Genomic DNA, 17,659 nt, shown 5'->3' with positions numbered 1-17,659 from the left:
GTCATCTTTTTTGAATAAGAAAAGGATGTACTTCCCCTTTTTTTTCTACCAATTTTGCATTTCGAATTTTGTCGGTAAGTTCAATACTTTCTCTGGCATCGTCAATTCCAAAACCATTTCCATCCAAAATATTCTGATAGGTTACCGTGTGCAAATCGGTAAAACCACCGCTAAATTCAATTTCTTTACCGGCAACATTTATCGACCGGTAAGTTCGCAAGCCTTTTTCTTTTGCATTTTTTGGAAGGTCTTCACAATCGAGACTTAAAAACCAGCGCACATTTGCCTTTTCCAGTTGAAGAAAACCGGCTGCTTTGTGCGGTTCATAAACATGAACATTGTTTTTCTGGACTTTACCAAAAATCCAGTGCAGCATATCAAAAAAATGAATCCCAATGTTTGTAGCAACTCCACCCGATTTTTCAATATCGCCTTTCCAACTTTTAAAATACCACTTTCCACGCGAGGTAATGTAAGTCAAATCGATGTCGTAAACTTTATCCGGGTTATTTTCAATTTCCTTTTTCAGCGCCAGAATTACCGGATGATAACGCAATTGTAAAACTGTAAAAACTTTCTTCCCCGTTTTTTCTTCCACTTTTTTTAAATCATCCAACTCTTTCGGATAAATAACAAGCGGCTTTTCACAAATTGCATTCGAAGAATTTTCGAGAACAAACTGAATATGCGACGCATGCATATAATTGGGCGAACAAATACTGATAAAATCAGTAGAATTCGCTTTTATTCTATTTTGAGATGAATCGTCTTGTAAATAAAATTCCGCTTCTGGAAAATAACTGTCTATTTTTCCCATCACATCAAATCGGTCGGCAGCCCAAAGCAGGTTGTTTCCGGTTTCTTTTATGGCTTTCATGTGGCGCTCGGCGATATAGCCGGCTGCGCCTATTAGTCCAAATTTTTTCATTTATCAAAATCAATCTGCAGTCATCCCTAATCCGAGATTATCTTAATTTTTCTGTAACCAATTCTAAAATTCCTCCTTCGAGTTTATATCTTTCACCCGTTTCCGGGCAAACCAAATCATCGCTCAAAACAGCTCCTGATCGGCTCACCCACCCCTGTTGTTTAGCAGGCACGCCTTTCATTAGCGCAAAAGCTTTTACATCTTTAGTAACAACGGCACCTGCACCAATAAAACAATATTTTCCCAAAGTCAAACCACAGAGAATTGTAGCGTTGGCGCCAATTGTTGCTCCTTTTTTTACAAGTGTTTTTTTGTATTCATTTTTTCGTTCGATAAAACTTCGCGGATTCACAACATTCGTAAAAACCATCGACGGCCCCAAAAAAACATCATCTTCGCAAACTACTCCTTCGTAAACAGAAACGTTGTTCTGAACTTTTACATTGTTGCCCAATTTTACATTATTACCAACGAAAACATTCTGTCCCAAAATACAGTTGTTGCCCATTTCTACAGTTCCCATAACATGGCAAAAATGCCAGATTTTTGAGCCGCTGCCGATTTGAGCTCCGGTGTCAACTACCGATGTTTCGTGAATAAAAGTTTCAGTCATAATTCATTTTTGAAGAATTCTTTAATGGAATCGACAATGTATCTTTGTTGCTCTTCCGTCAACTCAGTGTGCATAGGCAAAGATAGCACGGTTTCCGTCAATTTCTCGCTGTGTGGAAAATCGCCCTTTTTGTATTCTAAAAATTGGTAGCCTTCCTGCAAGTGGATCGCACGCGGATAATAAACCATCGACGGGATTTCTCTCTTTTGCAGAAACGCCTGCAATTCATCCCGCTTTTCTACCTTTATGGTATATTGATGAAAAGTATGCGTGCTGTATTCTGCGCGCGTTGGAATTTGAAGTCCCTCAATTCCCTTTAAATGAAAGTCGTAAAAAGCAGCAGCTTCTTGTCTCGCTTTTATGTGTTTCTCAATGGACTTCAATTTTACTTCAAGAATAGCGGCCTGCATACTGTCGAGCCGGGAATTCAAACCGACCCGTTCATAAACATACATTTCTTTTCGCCCATGGTTTGCAATGGAGCGAATTGTTTTCGCCAATTCATTGTCGTTCGTATAAACAGCTCCGCCGTCTCCAAACGCTCCCAGATTTTTTGATGGAAAAAATGAATTACAACCGATATCTCCAACTGTTCCGGCTTTTTTTGTTGTGCCGTCGTTAAAAAGAAAACCGGTTCCCAGCGCCTGACAAGCATCTTCAACTAAAAAAAGATTGTGCTTTTTACAAAGTGATTGGATTGTTTCCAAATCGGCACACTGCCCAAACAAATGAACCGGTAAAATTGCTTTTGTTTTATCGGTAATTGCAGCTTCAATTTTTGACGAATCGATATTAAATTTATTGGGACAAACATCCACAAAAACCGGCTTTAATTCAAGCAACACCAAAACCTCGACAGTTGAAATAAATGTAAAAGGAGTTGTAATTATCTCGTCGCCGGGATTCAAATTTAAAGCCATAAAAGCAAGCTGCAAAGCATCGGTTCCATTTCCGCAAGAAATAACATTTGTATCCAAATATTCCGACAACTTTTCTTCAAAATCCAGCACCTTTCCGCTCTTTATAAATTTTGTAGAGCGAATAACTTCCTGAATGGCAGCATCGATTTCATCCTTCATCGTTAAATATTGCCCATAAATATCGGACATTTGAATGGTCTGCATTGTCGGCTAAATTTTGTCAGTTATTTTATAAACTGCATTTTACACAAAATTAGTGTTCTGAAAACAATATGTTTCACGAAAACTTTTCTTTTTCAAATTTTGCGAGATAACTCTCATTCCTTATATTATAATAAATTAACATCACAACTTTGCTATCTGCCAAAGTTTATGCAATTTTAGCGCATCATTTTATTTTAATTTATTAAGAAATATCCCACCCATGAATTATAAAACGATATTTACAAAGGTGCTGCCTCACATCATAGCAATTTTGGTAATGTTTATTGTTTCTTCCGTTTATTTCTACCCGGCGTGGGAAGGAAAAACGTTGCAGGGAGAAGATGTAATAGGTAGTTATGGGCAGGGACGGGAAAAACGAGATTTCAAATTTTATGAAGAAAAAGAAACGGTTCTTTGGAATGGGTCTATTTTTGGGGGAATGCCCGATTACATTGGAGCGCCATACAAGGGTGCTGATAATTTAAAACAAGTATACAGAATTCCTCAAAAGTTAGGTGTTCCGAGAGAAGTAGCCTCTATTTTTTGGTACATGCTTGGTTTTTACATATTAATGATAATAGTGGGTGTGTCTCCAAAATTATCTGCCGGAGGAGCAATTGCTTATGCACTTACGTCATATTACGTTATTATTATTCTGGCCGGGCATTTTATGAAAGTGTTTACACTTTCTCTTATCCCGCCAACACTGGGGGGAATTATACTGTGCTTCAGGCGAAAATATCTATGGGGTTTTGTGATAGCATCATTTTTTATGGCGATGATGATTACAATGGCCCATATTCAAATGATTTACTATTTCTTTTTGGCACTACTGATTTTTGGTGCTGTAGAATTGATATACCAGATAAAAGAAAAAACACTTCCTCAATTTCTAAAAACAATGGGAGTGCTTGTTGCTGCAGCGGTTTTGGCCATTGCTCCCAACTACTCGCGGCTTATCAATTACTATTTATACAACGACCAGTCGATGAGAGGCCCGAGTGAACTTACTCTAGGAAAAGAAGATACAAAAGAAACTAACGGACTTGACAAAGACTACATCAATAGTTGGAGTAGTGGTGTTGATGAAAGTATGATGGTTATTGTTCCTAATGTAAAAGGAGGAATGACCAGCCAGATTGGCAGAGACAAGGATTTACTGGAAAAAGCCCCCCGAAACTACAGAAATGTATTTGCAAATTTTAATCAATACTGGGGAGATCAACCGTTTAGTGGCGGGCCAAATTATTTGGGAGTTGTATTTGTTTTTCTATTTTTATTGGGAGCATTTACAATAAAAGACAGATTAAAGCTGCAAATTATGGTACCTGCAGTTCTATTCTTTTTCCTTGCTATGGGAGGTAATTTTTCTGCGTTTACTGATCTGTTTATTTATTATATACCAATGTACAGTAAATTCAGGGCTCCGGTGTCCATTCTGGGAGTTGCAGTAATTTTAGTAAGCTTTCTTGCCATTTTGACTACCAGTAAAATTGTTGCAAGCCAGGAAATACTTGATAAAAAAGCAACGTTCTATATATTCAAAAAACCAAAACCAGTTTATCTTTTGGTTTCCGGTATGATGGCTTTTTTCTTATTATTGAATATTGCATTTCCGCATCTTTTTAACAGCTACATAAGCAATGTGGAACAAAACCAGTTTAATTCACTTCGGAACCAACCCAATGTTGCGAATCAGCTTGACGGAATTATTAATGCTTTGATTGACTTAAGAATAGGAATTTTCAGAGCAGATCTTTGGCGGGCAATTATACTTTTGGCCTTAACTACACTGTTGTTATTTCTTTATTCAAAAAAGAAAATTAAAGCCAATGTTTTTGTTATTGCAGTTGTTACTTTAGCAATTATTGACTTTTGGGGTATTAGCAGACGTTATGTCCCAATAGAAAATTTCTCAAAAAGAAGTTTGGTAAAAGATGTTTATGAATTAACCAATACAGATAAACAAATTTATCAACGTCAACTCAGCTCAGTTCCAGGGTTACAAACAAAATTAGACGAAGCAATAAATCAATTTAAACCGAAAAACGAAGAGGAAAAAGAACGTCTTGAAACATATGTAATAAACAAATACTCACATTATAGGGTGTTCAACACAACACAGAATCCATTTCAGGAAAATGTTACGACAAATGCACATCGTTCGGTTGGCGGCTACCATGCCATAAAACTTCACCGCTATCAGGATATGATTGAGCAATATATCAGTAAGATGAATTTGAGTGCTCTTAATATGCTCAATACAAAATATATTATCACCGAACAAGGACTTCAGGTTAATTCTGCTGCTATGGGGGTTGCCTGGTTTGTTGACTCAATAAAATGGGCAAATAACGCCAACGAAGAAATTCTTGCTTTAAACGATATAAACGTAAAAACAACAGCGGTTATAAGAAGTGAATCAAAAGAGGATGTTCCTTCATTTAGCTCAAATTCAGTTTCTGGTCAAGGTTCCATATCACTTGACGATTATGAACCGGATCAATTGAGCTACACAATAAATTCGCCGGAAGAAAAGCTTGTTGTATTCTCTGAAGTTTTTTATCCTGACTGGAAAGTTTTTATTGACGGAAAGGAAAGCAAGCTTTTCAGAGCGAACTATATTCTTCGGGCAGTTGTGGTTCCCAAAGGCGAACATAAAGTGGAATTTGTATTCCATCCTGACCATTTCTATACTTCGCAAAGAATTTCGCAAATCGCGTTTATTGTGCTGATTGCTGCTCTTGCATTTGCAGTAGGTTGGAGCATTTATTCAAACAGAAAAAAATTAAAACCAGTTAGCAAGAAATAATCAATTGTTGCAGATTTAAGAAAGATCTGAGAATGAAATTTACAATTATAGTTCCGGTATATAACCGGCTGGAAGAGGTTAAAGAATTACTGGAGTCGGCAGAAAATATTGATTTTAATCGTTCTGAGTTTGAGTTTCTATTCGTTGACGACGGTTCGAATGACGGCTTTAATGAATTTATTTCAAGCTACCAATCTCCTTCAAAATTAAAGTTACGTGCTATTTTCCAACAAAATCAAGGCCCGGCAAACGCCAGAAATAACGGGATGGCAAATTGCGACGGCGACTTTATGTTGTTTATCGATTCCGATTGTATGTTGCCGCCTCAATGGCTAAAAGAAATTGACAAAGGAATTGCTGAATTTGGTTTTGATGCTTTCGGTGGGCCGGACACGTTTCATCCTTCATTCTCGCCGCTTTTAAAAGCAATCAATTACTCGATGACCTCTTTTATTGGTACAGGAGGAATTCGGGGCAATAAAAAAAGTGTCGAGAAATTCTATCCGCGAAGTTTTAACATGGGAATTTCGCGTGCGGTTTATGAAAAAATTGGGGGAATGCGACTTCGGTATTACGGCGAGGACACTGATTTTTCTGCTCGAATCGACGAGTCTGGTTTTAAAATGGGCCTCATTCCAGATGCTTTTGTCTATCATAAACGACGCACCAGTCTGACAAAATTTTTTAAACAAATTAAAACGATTGGAATGGCCCGGATTAAACTGGGAACCATGCATAAAAATATGCTAAAAGTAATTCATCTGCTCCCGGCGATTTTAATTCTTGGCCTCCTGCTTTTAGTAATTGTGACACCTTTTCTTCTTACATTCACAGGATATTTATGGAGTTTGGTCGGAATCGGATTTCTGGGGATTTGTTTACTTGCTTTTTTTCAATCGTTTCGAATGTATAAAAGCATAAAACCTGCTCTTTTATCCATCGTAACTTTAAATATCCAGGTGTTTGCGTACGGAGTCGGCTTGCTTCAGGGAATCTTTAAATTTATAATTTTGAAAAAAGACTAATCTTTTGAGGAATCGAACGGTCGGTAATCTCCTTTGTTTTGAAGAGAAAAAAAGAAAGACGTAAATGCCAGCCAGACATGAATTAAAACCGTTGGAATAAATCCAAAATACCTTTTCATTATCTCAAAACGCTCTTTTAAGCTGGCTTTGTGATTTTGGGTAGTAGCTCCCTCTTCCAGATAACGCGACAAGATCTGATGCGAATTTACCACCTTTCTCGCTTTTTTCAGCGATACAAGCACCCATTCAAAATCGGCAGAAAACCTGTATTTTTCGTTATATTCAGGAGCGACACTCCTTCGAACCAAAACCGACTGGTGACAAACCATCATTCCTGTAAAAAAGCTTTTCCATGTCAAATTCTCCGGAGCCTTTTTACGACGCATTCCCAAAATATTACCATCTTCATCAATCAATACCGTCTCTCCATAAATTACATCCGTTTCTTCGTCAATTTTCTGAATAAATTTATCAACTGCAGTCTTTTCATGAATCTGGTCGCCAGAGTTCAAAAACCAAATAAAATCACCAGTTGCAGCTCGCAAGCCTTTATTCATGGCATCATAAATACCATCGTCTTTTTCTGAAATCCAGTAGCTTAATTTATCAGCATACTTTTTAATCACATCCAAGGTACCATCAGACGAACTTCCATCAATAATGATATATTCAATATTATCGTTTGTTTGCTCCAAAACAGAAAGAATCGTTCCTTCTATATGTTTGACATCGTTAAAAACAATGGTTATAATGGATATTTTAGGAATTGCCATTTTACGATCTTAAATTATTCTTTTATAAACCTCTAATGTTTCGGCAGCGGCCTTTTCCCAAGAAAATATTTTTAACCTGTTCTTCCCTTTTTCTACAATCTCATTTCTTTTTGATTCGTTTTCAATTAGCTCTTTAACTGAACTTAAAATGGAATCTGTATCGTCGGGTTCAAAATAAACAGCACTATCTCCGGCAATTTCAGGGAAGCAACTTCTGTTACTCAAAACCACCGGGCAGTTATTCGAGAAAGCTTCCAATATCGGCATACCAAATCCTTCATACAACGAGGGAAACACAAAACACAACGCATTCTGATAAAGCCACTTCAGTTTAACATCCGAAAAATTTACATATTTAATATTTGTTTCCACTCCAAGCTTAGTGAACTCAATAATTTCCTCCTTATTAAATGCTCCTCCACCAATACAAACCAAATGAATATTTTGTTTTTTTAGTAATAAACTTACCGCCTTTACAAAAATCAGAAAATTTTTATACCCCCTTCGCGAACCGACATATAATATATAACTTTCAGATTCTAAATCAATTTGTTTCTCCGGATCCGACATTGTTTCAGTCAAAGTCTGATTTACTCCATGATAAACAACATGGATCTTTTCAGGTGAAATATTATATAATTCAACAATATCTTTCTTTGTATTTTCTGAAACAGAAATAATAGCATCTACAGATTCAAAGCATTTGAGCTTGTTTTCCCTTTTTGCAAAATCATAGCTTTTAAAATACTCCGGAAATAAATCCACTGTCAAATCATGAACTGTTATAACACCTGGTTTTTTATTCGCTTTTGTAAAATAAGGATCGAAATAAGTGGGATGAAAAACATCGAAATTTCCTTTCCTGATCTTTCTTTTTGAAAAGGGAATATTTAGTCTGTTCATTGCATAACGTTTCCCTACAAAATTCCTTCCCTGGAAAAAATGAATCGCTTTCTGGTTTAATTGTCCCAGAAATTCGCTATTGGATACTGTTACTGAAAAATCAACATCATTCTCAACGCTAAAAATCTTATATAATTCTACAAAATACCTTGAAACCCCGCCATAATCCTGGTAACTAAAAGCCTGATGATCAAATAGAATTTTCATCTTCAACCATTATTCATTTTTGAACGCATGTCCCGATGATCATCCCACATGCGCGATTTGAATCTACTTTCAAAAATAAAAAAATCAAGAAGTTTTATAAAAACCCGGCCTACAAAAAATTTAACTTTTACTATCACCCTTTTATTTTTAAACATTCCCTTCTTATGAAAAATATGAAGTTTATTTATTTTGGAATATTCGAGTCCAAAATTATTCGCAATGGTTTTGAGCGTCTTTTCTGAGTAAAAAAAGATATGTTGTCCTGCTTCAGGCGCAAAGTACCACCACTCATTAGTTGATTTATAATTTAAACGTGGTAACAAATCAGTAGAAAAAATAAAACAGTCTGTTTTCTCAAAAATCTCGTTTAGTGTTTCCATCGGATCTTCCAAATGCTCCATCACCTCAAAAGCAAGCATTGCATCTGCTTTTGAATGTCCGTCATATTCAAAACCACGCGCCAACAAATTTTGCGAAAACTTATCGTACCATAAGGCATTAACGCCTTTGTCCCGTAACATTCGTGCCAATATTCCATATCCTCCACCATAATCAACAACCTTTATTTCCGGGTTAAAATAGGTATTAAAAATTATCATTAACTGGTTACACGTATTAATATTGCGAACCATTATTCCGGTATCAGTGCGGACAATCGACTCAGAATAAGCTTCATTCAGCCAGAAAGGTTTATCAATAAAAATGCATTCACAATTCTTACAAACCCAATAATTTGCAAAATATTTCCCAAGAATTTGTCCTGACATTAACATTGAAGTTTCACTTCCACAAATCTTACACTTGACATTATTATTTCCCATCGAAACACTACAATTTTATAATGAAAGCAATCATCGAAAACAATTTACTGCATTTATTGCCATAAAAGTACGAAAGCTCTGTCTATGCTATTAATATCAAATATAAACATATAATGTCAAGACCATGAAATAATTTTGGCATGTTTGGTAGGATTTTTTTAATCGTAGCAATAAATTGATCGAGGTACTGTAGATATTTCTATACGTTCGTTACATTTTGTTTAAAAACCTACAACCTCATTTTTCTCCCCTTAAAATATAAATAATTCTCCAAAAAAAGTTGTACCCCCTTCTGTAAAACTTTTGCTTAAAAAACAAATACATTTCATTATTTATCCGATCATATTCTTTCACATCTTTACTCGCTTTCAGGTTATTCATATACATTTCATTATCAAACTTATGAGTATTATTTAAATGAGTACCACTCCCATCTGCCCCAATATTTTTTATAAGTGTATATTTAGGATATACACAATATTTCCCTTGTTTAAAACAAGCATAAGAGAATCGAATAGCCCAGGAATCAATTAATCCTAAATTTTGTTTTAAAAGCATAGGAGTCAAATCTGTACCTCCCTTATTAAAGTCTTTAATTTTTTTATTTGAGCGAATAAAAGAATTGAAATCTTTAACCTCCCAATCTACTGATTTCCATCTATTTTCCCAGGTTGCCCAACCCCATGAGTTAGTCCTATAGTTAAGAAATACATCATTATTGATAATGTTTGTATTTTTTAACTTGGGAGTATATCCGGAGATTGAAAAAATTATGTTTGAATCTTCATATTGTTTCAAACAATTGTTCATATATATCAAAAAAAAGGGAGATATTAAAAGATCATCTTCAAGGACTATTACATTACCGTATTTATTAATAATACTGTTTACACCTTTGATTACAGAATTTGCCAATCCATAATTAAACTCTCTCTCAATTATTGATATTTTTTTAAATCCTTTGATCGAATGAATATAATTTCGAACCTTTTCTACATCGGTTTTATCATTTTCATCTTTATATCCATCGGAAAATATGAATAAATCTGAATCTTTGGCTAAAAGACTATTTTGTAGCGCCTGAACAGTTAATTTTATGTGAATTGGACGATTATAACAAAAAACAACGATAGGTGCTAATCTTTTATCCATGATACAAAAATAATGATGTTCGGGATGAACAAGCATAAAAGCTGTACCCTTTTGTCTCCAAAAATGATGAAATTTCATTAGATGGATTATAGCGGTCAATAACACCTGTCTCAACCAATACAACTTTGGGTTTATATTTATTCCAATCAACAGTTTTTAGTACCAGCAAATCCATTCCCTCTATATCAATACTTAAAAAATCGATATTTGCCGGAGCGTATTTATCTAAAACTCCTGATAAAGGGTACACTTTAACTTTAATTTGTTTTTTTAATTTATATTTATTTCTTCTTTCATCAGCAATTTCTTTAGAAAAGGTATTAAGTGCTGTTTCCCCAAATACATAATAAGTCAATTCTCCTTCTTTGTCAGCAATTCCCAACTCTAAATTGGTATCTCTTCTTCTAAAAAAGTTAAATAACCTCATGCTTCCAGGCATAGCATCTATATTTATTCCTTTCCATCCCTGACGATAATAATAGTAGGTATTTGAAAATCGTTTGGGATGGTGTGCCCCAACATCAATATAAAACCCCTTCTTTTTTTTAAAAAAAAGTTCTTTCATCAACATATCTTCACCTTCTTGCGAAAATGATCGCGAATAAGAAAGATTGAACAACTCACTTATCTTAATTAATTTTATTTTCCATCTATTCATACTTCTATAACATTTTCGGCACAAAATTATTTCTTTATTACTGTTTAAATACAGACAAAAATTTAAATCCTATTTGCAAAAATACATTTATGATTCATAAGGATCCTATTTTCTATCTCTGTTTATAAACACTGAAAATCGATATCCTCTTATGCAAACATATAAATATTAGTAATCCAACTGAATCAGACATTAAAACAATTTGTTGTATTTTATAGATCTGAAAGATTTATTTACTTGTTTATAAAAAATACGTTAGCAAAAAATGTACGCCCCAACGGGGTCGTATCTGCAGCTTAACCAATTTTTCCCGTAAACATCAGATGCCTTCCGTATCTGATAGTATTTTTTTAAATGCCGAATTCAATAAATTACAATTTTAGTTTAAACTGTTACGATGAGCACGTGGATACTCACACATGAATTTCAAAAACAACAAAAGGCAAAATACAGTAATTTCTTTTTTAAATTTTAACTATATAAGTTTGCAGCAAATATTTGACTTTAGAATGAAAAAAATATTGATTTACGGTCTACAGAGGAGTGGAACAAATTATTTGGAAACTCTATTAAAGAAAAAATTTAAAATAAAAATACTCAATTGTAAAAAGGAGCGTAATAATCCTCTGCACAAACATTTTCGCCTGTATAACAACAAAGATTTAATTCCCGAGAAATCATTTTACAACAGTCTTTATTTTGAAGATTTTAATGAATTTAAAAAAGCTTTAAACACAATTGAGAAGGTTGATGGATTTATTATAATAACAAAGGATCCCTACAGTTGGTTAGTTAGTTACAACGAATGGGCTAATAAATGTAATTGGACCAGAGGCTCATTCCATTACATTGAAGAATACAATTATTTTTATAACAAATGGATGGAATTTTCTCGTGAGGACAATAACGTACTATTTATTAGATACATAGATTTGATTAATTCTCCAAATGAGTCTATAAATAAAATTGCAAAAAAAATTAACTTAAAAAAGAAATTTATATTTATAAACAAGAAACTAATTGTTAAAAAAGTGGCTCAATCTTCAAAATTTGATCAAAAAAGATTAACCTACTATCAAAGAAAAAAGTACCTAAAGAAATTTAACGCAATCGAGATAGATGAAATTAATAAATTATTAGATGAAAAACTATTAGATTTTTTAGGTTACTCAAAAGAGTATATTAACTAAAAATTAAAAAAACTTCTTACCTGTTTTAACTCTTCGCTAACCGGAACGACACTAAAGAAAACAATTGAAGCTAAAACGATTCCCCCTCCTCTAAGAAACAAATCTAAAATTAACATTTGCTCAGGAATAAATCGGATTAAGAAATACAATATAAAGTAAAAAACTGCCACAATTAAAAAATTATAATTAAAGGGTTGTAGTTTAAACTTTTTAAACAGGAAAATAAAACGCATTAAATTATTCAGAAATAATGCAGCAGCAATTGCAATTGCTGCTCCTGTAATTCCCCATAACGGAATTAGCGAGTAAAGAAGTATTAATACGATTACAACCAAAATTACTATAAATACCAAAGCTACTCTGTAATACTTTGAATATTGAATGATTAATCCGTTGGCTCCGGTAAGCATATCAATTAAATAGCCCAACCCAATAAAAAATATTACCCATTTGGATGCAGCGTAGTCCGGCCCCAAAATTGTTAAAATATTATCAATATTTGCCCAGATTCCCAAAAACAAAAAACCACCAATAATAAACTGGTTCAAACAACTTTTATAATACAAATTTCCAATTGTCTCCACATCATTTTCTTTCCAGGCATCTGCGATCAATGTTCCGGTTATTTTTAGCAAAGGTCGTGAAGGTATAATTACCAAAGTTCCGAAATAAAATGCGATGGTATAAACTCCAGTATTACTTAAATCAAGTAATTGATTTACTACTATTTTATCAATATTAAATACAATCATTGATCCCAAGCCACCCACAATTGAAAACAAAGCAACATCGATCATCTCTTTTCTCAGCTTTGGGGTAATAAATCCTGAAACCGGCCGTAGATTTAGTTCTCCCTTCCTCCATAAAAATATCACCAGAATGACTGCTTTTGCAGAAACAGCAATCATATAAGCTATTATTAACTGCTGAAAACCGATTAATTTAAAAACATACAATATTACCGAGAGGAAAATTAAAAATCGCTGTAAAAATTCCTGTAAAAATGTTCCAAAAACTGCATTGTAAAGCAATTTAAGGTAGCTATCAAGGGCATTAAATAACAAAAACGAAAATGAGATAGGTATTATAAGATCTACATACTCTGCAAACAGAGCTGACTTTTCTATATTATTATCTATAAGTGAGTTACGATAAAAAATAAAAAATAAAAAAAACATAATAAAACCAACCATCTGAGGAATAAGATTAACAAAAAGATATCCGTTGTTCCCGCTGGATTTATCCCGAAAGTAAGGGAAAAGCCGATTGGTAACGCCATTCATCCCCAAAGAAGATAAACTACTTGCGATAGTAGAAATTGCAGCTAATAACCCGAATAAGCCTACAACTTCAGGCGTTAGGTATTCTGTATACAAATAAATTGTTGTTACAAAGCCAACAACCACACCAAGGTACGACCAGATTGAGCCTTTTATTGTTTGTTTTGCAATGATTCCCACGTCAGATAATTCCGAATTAATTTATGCGAAAGTATAATTTAAATATAATTTCCTTTATTTTATTACTGAAAATATTTGAAAAGTGAAATTGAAGTTTCAGCCTGTAACAAATAAATGGATACGAAATTGAAAAAGGTTAAAAAAGAATTTTTCTGTCAAAATGTCGTAAAAGTAGCTCCCAATCTTTTGGGAAAAATTCTCGTTCGAAAATTTGATAACAGAACAATCAACCGTTACAAAATCACCGAAGTAGAAGCTTATCGCGGAACTGAAGATTTGGCTTGCCACGCTAGTAAAGGAAGAACGGCCCGAACAGAAATTATGTTTCATGAGGGAGGTGTAATTTATGTCTATCTCATTTACGGAATGTACTGGATGCTAAATATTGTGACGGGGTCTGAAAATGATGCGTCAGCAATTCTCATTCGTGGATTAGAAGGAATTTCCGGTCCGGGAAGAGTTGGGAAAGCGCTTCAACTGGACAAATCCCTTTATGGCGAAAATCTTTCATCGTCTGAAAGGATATGGATTGAAGATTCCGACGAAAAAGTGACTATTCATGCATCTCCCCGGATTGGAATTCAATACGCGGGAGAACCATGGATAAGCAAACCGTGGAGATATTTTATCAGCGATTAGTTTTTCCCGATTACAAACCGATCATACAACCAAAGAAAAACAACTGCTCCAACTGCAACTCCGGCGTATATCATCCAAATATTTGCGGGATGATAGTTGTTCCATAAAAAGTTGGTGAGCTCTGTTCCCTGCAGACCAAGCTTTTCAGACGCCATTTCAACATAATCATTTTTTGTCACTTCTTCTGAAATCTCCGGCAAAGAAATTCCCCTGCTGGTTACCTCCTCTTGCAACAAATAGATTTTGTCGGCAATTTTTTCATAAACACCACCTGAAAGCCAGCCCGCCAACTGATGTCCGGCTGCAATCGGGAGAAACGAGGTACCCATATAAAGTGCCTTTTTATCTGGTGGTGCAATTCTTCCCACATATTCGGTAAATTTTGGCGAACTAGCCATTTCCCCGAGAGCAAAAATCAAAACACCAAGTAAAATTAACCAACCGCTTTGATTTGAAAACATTAATCCAAGGCCACCGGCTAAAACCAGGATTCCTCCCATCATAGCGGCTAACGGTCTAAATCGCATTACAAATGCCGAAACCATTAGTTGAAAAATAATAATATAAAACGAGTCCATACTCGACATTGTAACCGCAGTAATTGTTCCTTCGCTCGTCCCAATCGATTCTGCCAACCATGGCCAAAACGAGTGAATACCGTTATAAACCACAGATGTGTCAACCCACTGATCGATAAAAACAGGAAACGAATAATACAACTGATTAAAGGCAGTCCAAAACAAAATCATTATTATGAGAAACAATACATATTTCCAATTTTTAAGCGTGGTAAAAATATTTACAAATGCCTGTAAAATATTGTCAAGTAATGATGAATCGCCTTCTTTAATAACCGGTTCACGAAAGAAAAACAGAGTAATAAGATAGTTTACACCAATTGCCATAATTGACATATAAAATACATAGTCCCATGTTTTTTGCATTAAAATACCGGCAATAAACGGCCCGATAAATCCTCCTATGTTTATCATCATATAAAAAATGCCAAACCCGATTGATGATGTTTCATCAGTTGTAGTGCGGGCAACCATGGCCGAAATAATGGGTTTAAAAAAAGCGCCGCCCACACAAGTCCATACAAATGCAAAAAACATCCAGCCGAAGGTATCAAAACTCTTAATCATGTAGAATCCTGAAACATAAAGTGTAAATGAAAGAAACAGGATTTTTTTATACCCAACTTTGTCGGCAATGGCACCTGTAATTACGGGCAAAAAATACAACAACATGGAACCTGTACCCATGATCACTCCTTTTTGTGCCTGCGTCAATCCTAAGGCCCCTGTGTCTTTTGAGTTTACCAAATAAAGCGCAAAAGCAAGATAAAATCCGTACCAGGCCCAGCGTTCAAAAAGTTCAATGGTATTGGAAGCCCAAAAAGTTGTATTGTACTTTTTCATTAAAGAGATAAAACCCATATTCTCAATTTTTTTTGATGAAGGCGGAAAGGTAATAAATATGAAAGAAAGGAAACTGTAAAAAATCAGGTCAGAATACTTTTTTTGAATTTTAGTGAACTAATCCCTGACTTTTTAATATTTCGCCAGCCTCGGTAAGTGTTTTAATATCTTCCTCCGGAAATCCTCCGTCAGGCAGCGGTCCAACATTCATCAAAAGGTTAGCATCCTGCGCCCAGGTATCTTTTACTATCTGCAACAGTTGTTCCGCTGTTTTATGTTTCCCGTCATCCTGTTTGTTGTAACCCCAGGCATGATTTTGAAGCGTGTTGCAGATTTCTTTGGGTTTGTTCTTATTCTTTTCAAAAACCGTCTGAGCAACTTCAAATTCAGAACCTACTTTGGCGCCTGCATTTCTTTCGGGTGCTGAAAAATCTTCATCGCCGTTGGCACCTTGTTTAAATGAAATAAGCGCATGAGGGCTCAGCTCCCGGATGAGTGCATAAGTTTCTTCCACCGGAAAAAGGTCAGGCCGGTGATATAATCCCATTATCGGATCAAACCAAATACCTGCAATGGTTGGATATTGTGTTAACAACTCTTTCACCTGCGCATGAACATAATCCACATAAATTTTAAAATCTTCATCTTTTTGAAATTTATACTCCGCCTGTGGTTCTTTATAGGCAGGGCGTGCATTTTGCCAACCCGCTTCACGCGAATAAAAATAGGGATGTTTCCAATCGGCGGCATAAGAATAATATAAAAATATACCTAACCCCTTGTTGTTGCAGGCCTCTACGAGTTCCCCAATTAAATCCCTTCCACAGGGAGAATTTATACTGTTAAAGTCGGTCTGCCCGGTTTTAAAAAGACAAAAACCATCATGATGTTTTGATGTGATTGTAATATATTTCATCCCCGCTTTAAGCGCAAGATCAGTAATAAAATCAGCATTAAAGTCAGCGGCAGTAAACGTTTCCTTTAATTTGGCATACTCAGCTACAGGAATTGTATCTCTCAATTGCACCCACTCTCCTTTTTCAAGTTGAGCATAAAGTCCATAATGAATAAACATACCGTATTTAGCATCGGTAAACCATTTCAAATTGGCTTGCCTCGGATTTTCAAGATACTCTTTTGAATACGATTCCAAATAATTGGGAACTTCCTTTTTCTTCTGCGAACAGGAAACAAGTGTAAAAGTTGTAAAAAACAAAACAACAAACAGTTGGATATTTCTTTTCAATTTAAAATTATTTTAGGTTGAGTTAAAAAATCAGGAAAAAGAAAACAAAAAAATTACAAATTGAAGTCTTCCAGGAAAATTGTCATTAATATAATTACCATAATGATAACAAATAACATGATAAAAAAACCTATGACACCTATTTTAAACCCTTGTCTGATTTTAATTTCCCTGGTTACTGAAATCATATGTTCGATTGAACGTAACAAATTATGAGGTGCCTTTTCATTTTTTATGATATAATCAGCCGCACCCATCCGCATAATTTTTACCGCAACTTCAACTTCATTTTGAGCACTTAAAAAGATAAAGTCAATTTCCGGATGATCTTCTTTCACTTTTTTCATCAACTCAAGACCATTAATTCCTTCAAATGAATAATCCAAAACAATCAGATCAGGCTTTAAATCTATCATTTTCAAACACTCTTCGCCGCTTTTAAATGTTTTAATGTTTTGGTATTTTTTTGATTTTAAATAACCTACAATTAAATCCTTATAAACCAAACTGTCTTCTACGACAAAAATTAGCGGATTTTTTGCTTTTTGCATGTCACCTGATTTTTACTTTAGCTTCTGTTTAAAAGTACTATATTTTTTTCAGACTGCAAATCATTAACTACTTAACCAAACAATAAAATAGCTCTTTTACCCAGACATAAAAAATTAACGCTTAAATGTTTGGTTT

General features: G+C 34.7%; 16 protein-coding genes. 4 read left to right on the top strand and 12 right to left on the bottom strand.

The window, feature by feature from the left end; genetic code table 11:
• Nucleotide 1: 1 nt before the first annotated feature.
• Genes GM418_RS12520 through GM418_RS12510 form a run of 3 tightly spaced genes read right to left on the bottom strand, consistent with a single transcriptional unit; the run spans nt 2 to nt 2,665 of the window.
• On the bottom strand, nt 2-928 hold the full coding sequence (locus GM418_RS12520; RefSeq protein WP_158866670.1) for a Gfo/Idh/MocA family oxidoreductase: 927 nt from the start codon (nt 926-928) through the stop codon (nt 2-4).
• 37 nt (nt 929-965) lie between these two features.
• Nucleotides 966-1,541, bottom strand: coding sequence for an acyltransferase (locus GM418_RS12515; protein WP_158866668.1), 576 nt, complete (start codon nt 1,539-1,541; stop codon nt 966-968).
• Nucleotides 1,538-2,665: a DegT/DnrJ/EryC1/StrS family aminotransferase gene (locus tag GM418_RS12510; RefSeq protein ID WP_158866665.1), complete on the bottom strand. Its 1,128-nt coding sequence runs from the start codon at nt 2,663-2,665 to the stop codon at nt 1,538-1,540. Before GM418_RS12510 ends, GM418_RS12515 begins: the two co-directional genes overlap by 4 nt.
• Nucleotides 2,666-2,885: 220 nt before the next feature.
• Between GM418_RS12510 and GM418_RS12505 the strand changes: the two genes are divergently transcribed.
• Both GM418_RS12505 and GM418_RS12500 read left to right on the top strand, forming a co-directional pair.
• Nucleotides 2,886-5,477: a YfhO family protein gene (locus GM418_RS12505; RefSeq protein ID WP_158866662.1), complete on the top strand. Its 2,592-nt coding sequence runs from the start codon at nt 2,886-2,888 to the stop codon at nt 5,475-5,477.
• A gap of 32 nt (nt 5,478-5,509) precedes the next feature.
• A complete protein-coding gene (locus GM418_RS12500; protein ID WP_158866659.1) occupies nt 5,510-6,502 on the top strand; it encodes a glycosyltransferase family 2 protein in 993 nt (330 codons plus the stop codon).
• Here the strand turns inward: GM418_RS12500 and GM418_RS12495 are convergent.
• From GM418_RS12495 to GM418_RS12475, 5 genes are all read right to left on the bottom strand, one after another.
• Nucleotides 6,499-7,275: a glycosyltransferase family 2 protein gene (locus GM418_RS12495; protein ID WP_158866657.1), complete on the bottom strand. Its 777-nt coding sequence runs from the start codon at nt 7,273-7,275 to the stop codon at nt 6,499-6,501. The two genes, GM418_RS12500 and GM418_RS12495, sit on opposite strands and share 4 nt — an antisense overlap.
• 9 nt (nt 7,276-7,284) lie before the next feature.
• Nucleotides 7,285-8,385, bottom strand: a complete 1,101-nt coding sequence (locus GM418_RS12490; protein ID WP_158866655.1) for a glycosyltransferase family 4 protein — start codon at nt 8,383-8,385, stop codon at nt 7,285-7,287.
• A 2-nt stretch (nt 8,386-8,387) separates the two neighbouring features.
• Entirely contained in the window at nt 8,388-9,152 is a 765-nt protein-coding gene (locus GM418_RS12485) for a class I SAM-dependent methyltransferase (RefSeq protein WP_158866652.1), read from the bottom strand.
• Between the two features lie 291 nt (nt 9,153-9,443).
• On the bottom strand, nt 9,444-10,358 hold the full coding sequence (locus GM418_RS12480) for a glycosyltransferase family protein (RefSeq protein WP_158866649.1): 915 nt from the start codon (nt 10,356-10,358) through the stop codon (nt 9,444-9,446).
• On the bottom strand, nt 10,351-11,016 hold the full coding sequence (locus tag GM418_RS12475) for an FkbM family methyltransferase (protein ID WP_158866646.1): 666 nt from the start codon (nt 11,014-11,016) through the stop codon (nt 10,351-10,353). Before GM418_RS12475 ends, GM418_RS12480 begins: the two co-directional genes overlap by 8 nt.
• Nucleotides 11,017-11,525: 509 nt before the next feature.
• Between GM418_RS12475 and GM418_RS12470 the strand changes: the two genes are divergently transcribed.
• Nucleotides 11,526-12,206, top strand: a complete 681-nt coding sequence (locus GM418_RS12470) for a sulfotransferase domain-containing protein (protein ID WP_158866643.1) — start codon at nt 11,526-11,528, stop codon at nt 12,204-12,206.
• On the opposite strand, the gene GM418_RS12465 is transcribed toward GM418_RS12470, so the two are convergent.
• Entirely contained in the window at nt 12,203-13,666 is a 1,464-nt protein-coding gene (locus tag GM418_RS12465) for a lipopolysaccharide biosynthesis protein (protein ID WP_158866640.1), read from the bottom strand. The two genes, GM418_RS12470 and GM418_RS12465, sit on opposite strands and share 4 nt — an antisense overlap.
• 114 nt (nt 13,667-13,780) lie before the next feature.
• Here GM418_RS12465 and GM418_RS12460 point away from each other — a divergent pair, with 114 nt between their 5' ends.
• The gene (locus GM418_RS12460; protein WP_158866637.1) at nt 13,781-14,305 is read left to right on the top strand and encodes a DNA-3-methyladenine glycosylase; all 525 of its coding nucleotides are present in this window, start codon (nt 13,781-13,783) and stop codon (nt 14,303-14,305) included.
• Here GM418_RS12460 and GM418_RS12455 read toward each other — a convergent pair.
• From GM418_RS12455 to GM418_RS12445, 3 genes are all read right to left on the bottom strand, one after another.
• Nucleotides 14,302-15,744, bottom strand: a complete 1,443-nt coding sequence (locus GM418_RS12455) for an MFS transporter (RefSeq protein ID WP_158866634.1) — start codon at nt 15,742-15,744, stop codon at nt 14,302-14,304. The genes GM418_RS12460 and GM418_RS12455 overlap by 4 nt on opposite strands.
• Before the next feature lie 91 nt (nt 15,745-15,835).
• Nucleotides 15,836-16,972 carry an alpha-L-fucosidase gene (locus GM418_RS12450; RefSeq protein ID WP_217447784.1) on the bottom strand — a complete coding sequence of 379 codons (1,137 nt, stop codon included), beginning with the start codon at nt 16,970-16,972 and terminating at the stop codon, nt 15,836-15,838.
• 53 nt (nt 16,973-17,025) lie between these two features.
• The gene (locus tag GM418_RS12445) at nt 17,026-17,523 is read right to left on the bottom strand and encodes a response regulator (RefSeq protein ID WP_158866631.1); all 498 of its coding nucleotides are present in this window, start codon (nt 17,521-17,523) and stop codon (nt 17,026-17,028) included.
• Between the last annotated feature and the right edge of the window lie 136 nt (nt 17,524-17,659).

The sequence above is a fragment of the Maribellus comscasis genome (genome assembly GCF_009762775.1).
In the GTDB taxonomy this organism is placed as follows: domain Bacteria; phylum Bacteroidota; class Bacteroidia; order Bacteroidales; family Prolixibacteraceae; genus Draconibacterium; species Draconibacterium comscasis.
The sequence above is the reverse complement of the archived record's forward strand: the minus strand, read 5'-3'. Positions and strand labels throughout refer to the sequence as shown.